The organism is Baekduia sp. (assembly GCF_035685985.1).
Classification (GTDB): domain Bacteria; phylum Actinomycetota; class Thermoleophilia; order Solirubrobacterales; family Solirubrobacteraceae; genus Baekduia.
In genome coordinates this window covers 35,880-47,508 of record NZ_DASRZV010000025.1, presented here as the reverse complement: position 1 = coordinate 47,508, position 11,629 = coordinate 35,880, and the positions used below count along the sequence as shown (strand labels likewise).

Here is an 11,629-nt window from a genome sequence, read left to right as displayed (position 1 = left end):
GCACCATGCAGACCCGCAGGTTCCCCTCCCGACTCGACGTTCCCGCGGTTGAGCCGCAGGCGCCGCTGCGCACCGTCGTGGTGGGCTACGGCTACTGGGGCCCCAACCTCGTGCGCAACGTCATCGAGCGCCCCGAGTTCGAGCTGGTCGCGCTCTGCGAGCGTGACCTGGACCGCGGCCACGCGTTCTCGGCCAAGGCCCCCGGCATCCCGGTCAAGGCGGACCTCGACGAGGTCCTCGACGATCCGACGGTCGACGCGCTGATCGTCGCGACGCCCCCGCACACCCACCACGCGATCTGCAAGGCCGCGCTGCTGGCGGGCAAGCACGTGCTGGTCGAGAAGCCGCTGGCGACCAACACGCTGGACGCGCTGGACCTGGTCGACACGGCCGCCACGCGCAACGTGCTGCTGATGCCGGGCCACACGTTCCTCTACAGCCCGCCGGTGGCGAAGGTCCGCCAGCTGATCGACCGCGACGTGCTCGGCGACATGTACTTCGTGACGTCGGCGCGGATGAACCTGGGCAAGTACCAGAAGGACGGCGTCATCTGCGACCTCGCGCCGCACGACCTGTCGATCCTGCTGCACTGGTTCGAGGAGCCGATCGTGCAGGTTGCCGCGCACGGCCGCTCGGTCTTCCAGACCGGCGTGCCGGAGACGGCGTTCATGACGGTGACGTTCGCCGGCGGCGCGACCGCCAACGTCGAGCTGTCGTGGCTGGCGCCGCGCAAGGTGCGCCAGATGACGGTCGTCGGCAGCCGCCGGATGGTGCAGTACGACGACACGGCCGGCGACGAGGCGATCCGCGTCTACGACCGCGGCATGGAGTTCGAGACGCCGTCGAACTTCGGCGAGTACCAGCTGAGCTACCGGTCGGGCGACATCGTCGCGCCGCGCCTGGAGCCGGCCGAGCCGCTGGCGCTGGAGCTGCAGGACTTCGCCCACTGCATCCGCACGGGGCGGACGCCGCGCTCGCACGCCTACCTCGGCCTCGAGGTCGTGGCGGCGATGGAGGCCGCGCAGGAGTCGCTCATGCGCGGCGGCCACCCGGTGGCGGTGGCCACCGTGGGCGAGCGCGTCGTCGCCTGAGCGCGCGCGGACACGTTGTGACGTTGACGGGCCGGTGGAGCGCACGCCGGCCCGTCGTACGTCATCGGCCGGTCAGCCCTTGAAGGGGCGGACGCGCGTGACCTTCACCGAGATCGAGCCGCTGGTGCCGCTCTTGGCGATGGCCTTGATCCGCAGCACGTGGGCGCGGTAGCGCAGGTTGCGCGGCACCTTGTAGGTCAACGCGTAGGGGCGCCGCTTGGCCGTCGCGATCCAGCGGCCGTCGAGCATGAACGCGACGCGGTCCACCGCGCCGACCCGCGAGCGGACCGTGACCGCGAAGCGCAGCTTCGTGGAGAAGCGCGTCTGCGACAGCGCCGACCGCGTGATGGCCAGCGGCCCGCCGCCGCCGGCGGCCGACCGCGTGGAGGACGCCGTCGCCGAGGCGTCGCCGGACGCGTCGCCGTCGGTCCCGCCCGACCCGCCCGACCCGCTCGTCCCGCCGGTTCCGCCCGACCCGCCGGTCCCCGGCGTGGTGGTGCCCGCGACCGTCCCGCCGCCGCCGTCGTTGGTGCCGGGCGCGCCCGGGGCGCCGGGCGTGCCGGGGGAGGACGGGCCACCGCCCAGCGGGGTGCCCGGGACGATGCCCATCGCCAGGCCGTCGCTGGCCTGGCCCGCGCCGGCCGACGACGAGGTCAGCGCGAAGCCGGCCCACGTCGTGGGGGCGCTGCCGCCCACGTAGGTCGGCTTGCCCTTGACGTCGTGGCTGCCCTGCGTGCCGCCGGAGATCAAGTTGTAGTCGACGGTCGTGCCCTGCGGCTTGCCGCCGCTGGCGCTGACGACCGAGGCCAGCACGTTGTCGGTGACGACGTTGCCGGAGCTGGCCGTGCCGTCGTTGGACTTGTCGACCTCGACCGCGCCGCCGCTGCCCGGCAGCGTGTTGTGCGTGACCGTGTTGCCGACGGCGTTGCCCATCACGATCGGCCACGGGTAGCCGGTCGTCGAGATCACGTTGTTGGTGATGATCTCGTGGTCGGAGCCGTCCGGCGCCATGATCCCGGTGGCGTTGTCGTGCATCCAGTTGCCGGTGATCAGCGTGTGCGACGAGCCGTAGAGCTGGATCGCGTCGGTGTGCGCCGTCGACACCTGGGCCAGCCCGCGGAACTCGTTGCCCGGGCCGATCTGCACGCCGTAGGCGTCGCCGACGATCTGGATGCCGTCGCTGTCGCCGCCGGGGCCGAACAGGTTGTTGGAGATCGTGACCCCGACCGGCTGGGTGTTCTGGTAGCCGCGGACGGCCAGCCGGCCCTCGTAGCAGCTGGAGCACACGTCGATGTTCGAGAACGTGTTGTGATCGATGACGATGTTGGCGTTGGGCGCGCTGGTCGGCGTCTGGATCACGGTCGCGCCGGTGAACGTCGAGTTCTGCACGACGAGGTTGCGCGCCCCGTTGGTGCTCATGTCGCGGATCGTCAGGCCGTCGAGGATCAGGTTCTGCGAGGCGCCGAGGCTCGCCGACAGCGTCGCGCCCGTGCCGGTGATCGTCACCGGGCCGGACTTGGAGCCGCCGCGGAACGTGCCGTAGTCGCCGGCCGCGAGGTGGATGACGTCGCCGGACTTGGCGCCGGAGAAGACCGACGAGAACGTCGACGGCGTCGCCTGCAGGTCGGCCGCGTGGGCGGCGACGGCGGGCAGCGCGGCGGCCGTGAGAAGGGTGGTGGAGGCGACGATCAGCCGGGCCCGAAGGCTCCGGCGACGCGCGCGGTCGACGTCACGAATGGAGGGAACATGCATGGCGTGTGGCTTGCCTTTCGGCCGCCGTCACCCAAGCCCCCTGCCGGGGTTCTGGCAGCCTCGTGGGAACGTGCGCGCGCCGGGCTGGACGCTTGCTGACGCGCTCGTAGGTCTCCTCGTCGGCACCCAAGCCGGTGCTCGACCGGGCAGCACTCTACCCGGTCGAGCGGACCGGTCACCTTCAAGCACGGAATCGTGCCTAGGCCGTGCGCACCGACAGGATGCAGAGGCCGTCGCCGGCGACCGTCCCGTCGGCGCCGGCGCGCACCTTGACCGTGCGGACGGCGCCGGCCTTGCGGTCCGCGCAGCGGGTGACCGTCACCTTGGCCGACGCGCGCGTCGGGCCCTCGGCGTGGACGGCCGTGCCCGCGCCCGAGTCGGCGGACGTCGCGCGCCACGCGTCGACCGTCGCGGCGCGGGACGTCGTGGCGCCCGCCTTGACGCGCGCGACGGTCACCGCCGCCGACCCGGCGAGCCCGGCGCGGTCGAACGCGCGGGCCACCAGCGTGTGGGTGCCGTAGGACAGCGACGACGGCACCTTCCAACCGCTCACCTTGTAGGGCGCGGCGGAGTCCGTGGCGATGCGCTTGCCGTCGATCCAGAACTCGACCCGCGTGACGCCCTGGTCGTCGGTCGCCGTGGCGGCCATCGTCAGCGTCTTGGTGAAGCGCGCGCCGGCGGTCGGCTGGGCCAGCGCGACCGCCGGGGCCTGGTTGGCCGGGGACGGGGTGGTGACCACCGGCGGGACCGGCGTCGTGACCGGCGGCACGGGGTCCGTGACGACCGGCGGCACCGTGACGACCGGGGGCACCGTGACGACCGGCGGCACCGTGACGACCGGCGGCGTGCCGGTCTCGCCACCGGCCGGCTGGTCGACCGGCGGCAGCGTCGGGGCCAGCACGTTCCACGTCACGCTCGTGCCCGGCGTCTCCAGGTTGCCGGCGGCGTCGGTGGAGCGGACGACGACCGTGTGCTGTCCGATGCGCAGGCCCGAGACCGCGTAGGGCGACGTGCACGGCGTCCAGCCGCCGCCGTCCAGCTGGCACTCCGAGCGGGCGTCGGCGTCGTCGACCGTGAACGTGACCGTCGCGTCACCCGACAGGCTCGCGAGGTCCGGCCGCCCGGTGATCGTCGTCGTCGGCGCGGTCGTGTCGACCACGAACGAGACCGTCGCCGGCGACGGGTCGACGTTGCCCGCCGCGTCCTTGGCGCGGACCGAGAAAGTGTGGCTGCCCTCGGCGAGCGCGGCGACCGTCGTCGGGCTCGTGCAGGTCGACCAGGAGCCGTTGTCGACCTTGCACTGGAACGTCGAGCCGCTCTCGCTGGAGGTGAACGAGAAGCTCGGCGTCGTGTCGCTGATCCGGGCCGCCGGCGACGCGGTGATCGTGGTGTCGGGTGGCGTGGTGTCGGCGGGCGGGGCGACCGTCACGGTGAAGGTGGCGGTGGCGGGGGTGGGGTCGGTGTTGCCGGCGGCGTCGGTGGCGCGGACGCTGAACGTGTGGCTGCCGGCGGCCAGCGTGGACAGGGTCTTGGGGCTCGTGCAGGTCGACCACGAGCCGTTGTCGACCTTGCACTGGAACGTCGAGCCGCTCTCGGTCGAGGTGAACGCGAAGACCGGCTTGGTGTTGGTGGTCGACGCGCCGCCGGTCGGGCCGGAGGTGATCGTGGTGTCGGGCGGCGTGGTGTCGGCCGGCGGCGTGACCGTCACGGTGAAGGTGGCGGTGGCGGGGGTGGGATCGGTGTTGCCGGCGGCGTCGGTGGCGCGGACGCTGAACGTGTGGCTGCCGGCGGCCAGCGTGGACAGCGTCTTGGGGCTCGTGCACGCGGACCAGGACCCGCTGTCGACCTTGCACTCGAAGGTCGAGCCGCTCTCGGTGGAGGTGAACGCGAAGACCGGCGTCGTGCTGGTCGTCGACGCTCCGCCGGTCGGGCCGGAGGTGATCGTCGTGTCCGGCGGCGTCGTGTCGGCGGGCGGCGGGGTCGTCGTGCCGCCGTCGTCGGGACGGACGCCGATCGCGCCGCCGTCGCTGCCGCCGGCGATGCCCGCCGAGTTGGAGGCCAGCGCGAAGCCGGCGAACGTGCTGGGCGACGAGCCGCCCACGTAGGTCGGCGAGCCCTTGACGTCGTGGGTGCCGATCTTGCTGCCGGAGATCAGGTTGTAGTCCACCGACGAGCCCTGCGGGGCGCCGCCGGTGGCGTTGGTCACGCCGGCGACCACGTTGTCGGTGATGACGTTGCCGGAGCTGGCCGTGCCGTCGTTGGACTTGTCGACCTCGATCGTGCCGCCCGAGCCGGGGAGCACGTTGTGGGTGACGGTGTTGCCGACGGCGTTGCCCATCACGATCGGCCACGGGTAGCCCGTGGTCGAGATCACGTTGTTGGTGATGGTCTCGTGGTCGGAGCCGTCGGGGGCCATGATGCCGGTGGCGTTGTCGTGCATCCAGTTGCCGGTGATGACCGTGTGCGACGAGCCGTAGAGCTGGACGGCGTCGGTGTGCGCGGTCGACACCTGGGCCAGCCCGCGGAACTCGTTGCCCGGGCCGATCTGCACGCCGTAGGCGTTGCCGATGATCTGGACGCCGTCGGCGTCGCCGCCGGGGCCGAAGAGGTTGTTGGTGACCTTGACGCCGACGGGCTGCGTGTTCTGGTAGCCGCGGATGGCGAGGCGGCCCTCGTAGCAGCTGGAGCACACGTTGATGCCCGAGAACGTGTTGTGGTCGATCAGGACGTTCGCGTTGGGCGCGGACGTCGGCGTGTCGACGCGCATCATCGCGGTGACCGTCGAGTTGGCGATCGTCACGTTCTTCGCGCCGTTGAGGTAGGCGCCGTTGATCGTGAGGCCGTCGATCTTGATGTTGGACACCGAGATCGTCGGGTTCATCGTGACGGCCGCGCCGGGCTGCGGCGTGATCGTCACGACCGAGGACTTGCCGCTGGAGGGGTTCCAGTTGCCGTAGTTGCCGGCGGCCAGGTGGATGACGTCCCCGCCCTGCGCGGAGGAGTAGACCGACGCGAGGGTGGACGTCGTGGCGTTCAGGTCCGCGGCGCGCGCCGGGGTCGTCGCGAGAGCGCACGCGAAAGCGAGCGCGATGAGCGCGGCCAAAGCGCTCAGCGGCGTGCGGAAGCCACCCTGGGGGGCAACGTTTGACATGCTTGATCCTCTTGTTCAGTGACGGAAGATGCGCAGAGCGCATCGCCCCTCAGCTGGAAGGGGTCAACGGCTGGACCGCCGCTTTTGCTGCGGGTGCAACGAAGACGCTCCCCACCGGGGGTCTGCCTTGCTGCGACACCTATCGGACGACTTCGCTCACGGGGTTGAGCGTTCCGGCTTGGCCTCCGACGAATGTCGGCCCCTGCCTCCGGACGTGGGCCTTGGTACCCACGCTAACGGACTCCGCAAACGCGGTGAGTCATCTTCACGAACCGGTCCCCGACGTGTCACACCTGGTTCACAGGTGCGTAGCATCGGGCCGCGAAAGCGCAGTATTTCAGCGGGTTTCGATGCCGACGTCGCGTCCGTCGGATGCGCCGCGGCGGCCGGCGCTCGACCGCGCGAGGCGGTAGCCGGCGTAGCTGCGCGGGGTGCGTCCACCGCTGAAGCGCGGGCGTCCACGATGGTCGAGCGGTCCACGGTGGCCGGCCGCGAGCAGGTTGTGGTCCTGGACGGCGACGTCGCCGGGGCCGTTCTTGGCGTCGACGACCGCGCGGGCGACGTTGTCACGGACGACGACGTCGCGGCTCGGCTTGCCGTGGTTGTCGACGCCGACCTCGATCGCGCCGCCCGGCAGCGTGTTGTGCCGGACGACCGTGCCGACGGCGCCGCCGAGGACGATCGGCCACGCGTAGCCCGGCGTGTCGATCACGTTGTTGGTGATGATGTCGTGGTCGGTCCCGTCGGGGGCCATGATCCCGGTCGCGTTGCCGTGCAGGAAGTTGCCGGTGATGACCGTGTGGCTGGAGCCGTAGAGCTGGATCGGGTCGGTGTGCACCGCGCCCTGGGCCGAGGACTGCGTCAGCCCGGTGAAGCGGTTGCCCGGTCCGATGCGCAGGCCGTAGGGGGTGCCGATGACCTGGATGCCGTCGGCGGTGCCGCCGGGGCCGAAGCGGTTGCCGGCGATCGTCACGCCGACCGGCACGCCGTCGGGGTGCCCGTCGCCCTTGATCGTCAGGCGGCCCTCGAAGCACTCCGCGCACGGGTCGACCGGGCCGAAGGAGTTGCCCTGGAAGAGGATCCCGGCGCGGCGCTCGGTGGCGTCCACGCGCGTCATGCCGGTGAAGGCCGAGCGGCGGATCGTCACGTCGCGCGCGCCGTCGAGGTAGGCCTCGGGGATCCGCAGGTGGTCGAGGACGAGGTTCTGGCGGCCGGTGAGCCTCAGCGACATCGTCGCGGTGCCGCTGACCGGCCCGCGGACGACCACCGGCGCTCCCGCGCCGCCCGACGCGCGCGGCCCGCCGTCGAACTCGCCGTAGTCGCCGGCGGCCAGGCGGATCACCGCGCCGGCCTTGGCCTTGGCGTAGACCGCCGAGAGCGTCCGCGGGGTGGCCGGGGTCTCGGCGACCTTCGGCCGCCCCGCGCCGTGGGCCTCGTCGTGGCCCGAGCCGCAGCCGGCGGCCGACAGCGCGAGCACGCCCATCGCGAGGATCGCGCAGAGCGCAGCGTTGATGCGCAGCTTGGCTGGACTTCCCGAACGCTGGACGGCTAGCCTTGCGCAATGGCGTCGATCGCTCCTCCAATCAACCCAGGGCACTTCTTCGGCCAGTTGCGGGATCTCGCCCGCCTGGCGCCGGACCACGTCGCCCGCGCCGGGCTGATCGTCGCCACGGCCCGGCTCTGGATCCGCAAGCGCCGCGGGCGCCGCGAGGGGCCGCTGGTCACCGTCCGCCTGCGGGGCCCGCGCGGGCCGCTCACGCTGCGGCTGGGCAACTACACCGACCTGGAGGCCGTCCACGAGGTCTTCGTCTCGGGCACCTACGCGCGCGTCGCCGGCGTGGAGGCCGACACGATCCTCGACCTCGGCGGCAACTGCGGCGCGTCGATGGCCTACTTCAAGGCGCTGCATCCGAAGGCGCGCATCCACGTCGCCGAGCCCGACCCGATCGCGTTCCGCACGCTGACCGCCAACGCCGCGGGGCTCAGCGACGTCGTCCTGCACCAGGTCGCGGTCGGCGGCACCGACGAGCGGCGTCCCTTCTACCAGTCCAACGCGGCGTGGTCGTCGTCGCTGGTCGGCGACCAGGTCCGGGCCGGCGGCCAGTGGATCGACGTCGAGGTCGTGTCGCTCGGCACGCTGCTCGGGCGCGCGTCGCTGGAGCGCGTCGACCTGCTCAAGCTCGACGTCGAGGGCGCGGAGTGGGAGATCCTGCCCGCGGTCCAGCTGGCCGACGTCGCGGGCGTCGTCATCGGCGAGCTCCACGACCCGACCGACGAGGGGCAGGCCGTCCTGGACCGGGCCTTCGCCGGCTTCGAGGTGGAGTTCCTGGAGGATCCGCCGAGCCATTTCGTCGCGACCGGCCGCCCGGCGGCCTAGAGGAACGCCGGGAGGTCGTCGGCCGCGACGCCCGCCGGGGCGAGCGCCCGCAGCAGCCGGCCGCCGACCGCGTTCCACGTGTACTTCTCGGCCTGCGCGCGCGCGAGCGCGCCGAGGCGCCGCGCGGTCGCGGGATCCGAGAGCGTGCGCATCGCGTCCAGCAGCGCGTCGTCGTCGGAGGGGTCGACGACCAGCCCGCCGTCGCCGATCAGCTCGGCCGAGCCGCCGACGCGCGAGCCGATGCTGGGCAGTCCGCCCGCGCCCGCCTCGGTGTAGGCCAGCGCCGAGGCCTCCTGGTGGGAGGGCATGACGAAGACGGTGGCGCGGGCGTTCAGCGCGGCGAGCTGCTTCTGCTGCTCAGGGTCGTTGAGCGCCAGCACGCCGTGGCCGGTCACGTGCTCGAGGTCGTCGACGGCCGGGTGGCGGCCGACGAGGTCCAGCCGCGCCTCGGGGATCTCGGCCCGCAGCCGGGCGAACGCGCGCAGGACGCCGTCGCCGTTCTTGCGCTCCCACTCCACGCCGACGAACAGGAAGCGCGGAACGCTCCAGTCGCGGTCGGCGACGTCGGTCGTCTCGCGGTTGCGCCCGACGCCGACGACGTGGACCTTCGCGCGCGGGATGCCGTAGTCGCGGACGATCGAGTCGGCGACCCAGCCGGTCGTGGTGCAGCAGGCGTCGGCGCGCTCGTAGGCGCGGCGCTGGGCGTCGATCCGCGCCTGGACGGCCGAGGCCGGCAGGCCCTTCCACGCCGGATAGGGCGCCTCGAGGACCTGGGCGACCGTCATGTCCTCGAAGGTCGCCAGCGGCGCGTCGGGCGCCAGCGCGTAGCCGGTGCCGATCTGGACGATGCCGTCGACCCGGCCCAGGGCGCTGAGCCGGTGGCGGGCGGCGACGGTCTGCAGGCGGCCCAGCTCGGGGCTCAGCCGCGCCGAGCGGCGGCTGGACTTGATCGCGGCCACGACGCCGCCGGAGCGGTCGGCGCGGTGCAGGCGCGCGAAGGACAGCGCGTGCATGGCGAGGGCGTCGACGGCGGGGTGCGGCTCGGCGCGCAGCGAGCGGACCGCGGCGCCGGAGGCCTCCAGCCCGCGGACGACGCCCGAGGGCGTGCCCGACCAGGTCGTCGGATGGCGCGGGTCGCCGGGGAAGGCGACGGCGATCGTCGGGGTCGCGGCGGAGGTCGGGGTCGTCTCGGTCATGCGCGGTCGGGCGGGTGGACGTGGACGGCGGTCGGCGGCGGCGCCACGAACGGCGGCGGCGTGCGGCCCCAGAGCGTGGCCAGCGCGAGGCGGGCGGCGTCGCGGCGCTCCCCGCCGCCGGAGCCCGGCGCGACCGCGCGGAGCAGGTGCCCGGTCCCCAGCGCCGACAGGTACAGGGCGCGGCGCGGGGGCGTGAAGTGCTTGCGCGCGTACTGGCGGCGGGTGAAGGCGTCCTGCGCGACCAGGCGCGCCGAGACGCCGGCCTTGCCGGCGTGGTGCAGGATCGTCATGTCCGGGACGTGCACGACGCGCCAGCCCGCCTGGCGGATGCGCAGGCACAGGTCGGTCTCCTCGGAGAAGAGGAAGAAGCGCTCGTCGAGCAGGCCGGCGGCCAGCAGCGCCTCGCGTCGGGCGAGCAGGAACGAGCCGGACGTCCAGTCGCAGTCGGTCTGGCGCGTGTAGCTGTCGAGATCCAGCTCGCGCTCGCCCATCCAGCGGCGGCGCGCCGGCCAGCGCTCGGAGCCCAGCGCCTGGCAGGCGGCGCGCAGCGGCGTGGGGAAGTAGCGGATCGTCGGCCACAGCGTGCCGTCGGCGGTGACCTGGCGCACGCCCGCGACGCCGACGTCGGGCTGGGCCTCCAGCACGGCGATGACGTCGGCGAGGCGGCCGTCGAGCAGCTCGGTGTCGGGGTTGAGCAGCAGCGCGTACGGCGCGTCGACGGTGCGCAGGCCCTCGTTGTTGCCGTAGGCGAAGCCGCGGTTGGCGCGGCGCAGCACGCGGACCTCGGGGTGGTGCTCGGCGACGTACTCGGCCGAGCCGTCGGTCGAGCCGTTGTCGACGACGACGACGTCGAGCTGGAGGCCGTCGGCGTGGGCCGCCAGCGAGGAGAGGCAGGGCCCCAGCCACGACCGGCTGTTGTGGGAGACTACGATGATCGCCAGATCGGCCATGTGCCAACTCAACGCGACGGCTCGCGAAGATCTTCCGCCCGCGCGAAAGCCCGAGCGCGGCATGGCCGTTGGTCCAGGAGTACCTCAGCACGCCCCGACTCAGCGAGCCCGCCTCTCATGGACCTGATCACCACCCTGCGCGCCCTCTGGCGCGGCCGCCTCTTCGTCGTCCTGGCGACGCTCGTGGCCGTCGCCGCCGGCCTCGTGGTCGCCTACCGCGTCACGCCGGGCCTCCCGCCGAAGCTGGAGAGCCGCCAGTACGACGTCGCGCTCGGGACCGTCAACGTCCTCGTCGACACGCCGGACTCCCAGGTCATCGACCTCGACCCGAGCGGCGCCGACGCGGTCGGCACGCGCGCGTCGCTGCTGGCCAGCCTCATCTCGACGAGCCCGATCAAGAACGCGATCGCCACGCGCGTCGGGATCCCGGCCGACGAGCTGACGGTCATCGGCCCGCAGGCCGGCGCCGGGGCGGGTCCGTCGACGGGGTCGGCGGTGTCGGGGACGAAGGACGCGGTCGCCAGCGGGCGCCGCGCGAACATCATCTCGATCCGGACCGACGAGACGCTGCCGGTGATCTCGATCGACACCCAGGCGCCCACCGAGGAGGGCGCGGTCCGGCTGGCCAACGGCGCCGCCGCGGGCCTGCAGGACTACCTGGCGACGGTCGTCAAGACCCAGCAGGTGCCCGAGAAGCGCCGGCTCGTCCTGCGCACGCTCGGCACGCCGGAGGTCGGCGTGTCGGTCCGCGGCCCGCGCAAGGCCTACGGGGTCGCGCTCGCCTTCTTCTTGTTGGCGTTCTTCTGCGGCTTGATCATCATCCTGCCCGGCATCGCCCGCGGCCTGCGCGAGGCGGCCGCCGCCGAGCGCGCCGAGAAGGAGCGCGAGCAGGGCGGCCGCGACGCGGGGGCCGGCGCGGGCGCGGGCGCGGCGGGCGCCGCGGTCGCCCAGGCGACGGCCGCCGACCCCGCCGCCGACGCGGCCCGCCGCGACGACGACACGCCCCAGTGGGCGCGGCGGCCCGACGCCGACCGCCCGCCGCTGGGGCCGACGGCCCCCGAGCCCTCCCGCTGAGCCCTGACGCCCGGCCGGGCGCACTGTGAAGCAGTATC

Annotated in this window: 8 protein-coding genes; 3 read left to right on the top strand and 5 right to left on the bottom strand. The window is 73.3% G+C overall.

What is annotated here, in order from left to right; all coding sequences use genetic code 11:
* The first annotated feature begins 5 nt into the window (after positions 1-5).
* Positions 6-1,091: a Gfo/Idh/MocA family oxidoreductase gene (locus VFG42_RS15790; RefSeq protein WP_324909717.1), complete on the top strand. Its 1,086-nt coding sequence runs from the start codon at positions 6-8 to the stop codon at positions 1,089-1,091.
* A 72-nt stretch (positions 1,092-1,163) separates the two neighbouring features.
* Here VFG42_RS15790 and VFG42_RS15785 read toward each other — a convergent pair whose 3' ends face one another.
* From VFG42_RS15785 to VFG42_RS15775, 3 genes are all read right to left on the bottom strand, one after another.
* Positions 1,164-2,843, bottom strand: a complete 1,680-nt coding sequence (locus VFG42_RS15785; RefSeq protein WP_324909716.1) for a right-handed parallel beta-helix repeat-containing protein — start codon at positions 2,841-2,843, stop codon at positions 1,164-1,166.
* Between the two features lie 199 nt (positions 2,844-3,042).
* Positions 3,043-5,994, bottom strand: coding sequence for an Ig-like domain-containing protein (locus VFG42_RS15780; RefSeq protein WP_324909715.1), 2,952 nt, complete (start codon positions 5,992-5,994; stop codon positions 3,043-3,045).
* Between the two features lie 337 nt (positions 5,995-6,331).
* Entirely contained in the window at positions 6,332-7,471 is a 1,140-nt protein-coding gene (locus VFG42_RS15775) for a hypothetical protein (RefSeq protein WP_324909714.1), read from the bottom strand.
* 84 nt (positions 7,472-7,555) lie between these two features.
* On the opposite strand from VFG42_RS15775, the gene VFG42_RS15770 reads away from it, so the two are divergent.
* Positions 7,556-8,371 (top strand): FkbM family methyltransferase, encoded by an 816-nt coding sequence (locus tag VFG42_RS15770; protein ID WP_324909713.1) that lies wholly within the window; start codon positions 7,556-7,558, stop codon positions 8,369-8,371.
* Here the strand turns inward: VFG42_RS15770 and VFG42_RS15765 are convergent.
* Complete coding sequence (locus tag VFG42_RS15765) at positions 8,368-9,567, bottom strand: glycosyltransferase family 4 protein (RefSeq protein ID WP_324909711.1); 1,200 nt, start codon at positions 9,565-9,567, stop codon at positions 8,368-8,370. The genes VFG42_RS15770 and VFG42_RS15765 overlap by 4 nt on opposite strands.
* Positions 9,564-10,517 (bottom strand): glycosyltransferase family 2 protein, encoded by a 954-nt coding sequence (locus tag VFG42_RS15760; protein WP_324909710.1) that lies wholly within the window; start codon positions 10,515-10,517, stop codon positions 9,564-9,566. Before VFG42_RS15760 ends, VFG42_RS15765 begins: the two co-directional genes overlap by 4 nt.
* A gap of 117 nt (positions 10,518-10,634) precedes the next feature.
* Between VFG42_RS15760 and VFG42_RS15755 the strand changes: the two genes are divergently transcribed.
* On the top strand, positions 10,635-11,591 hold the full coding sequence (locus VFG42_RS15755; RefSeq protein WP_324909709.1) for a hypothetical protein: 957 nt from the start codon (positions 10,635-10,637) through the stop codon (positions 11,589-11,591).
* Positions 11,592-11,629: the final 38 nt, after the last annotated feature.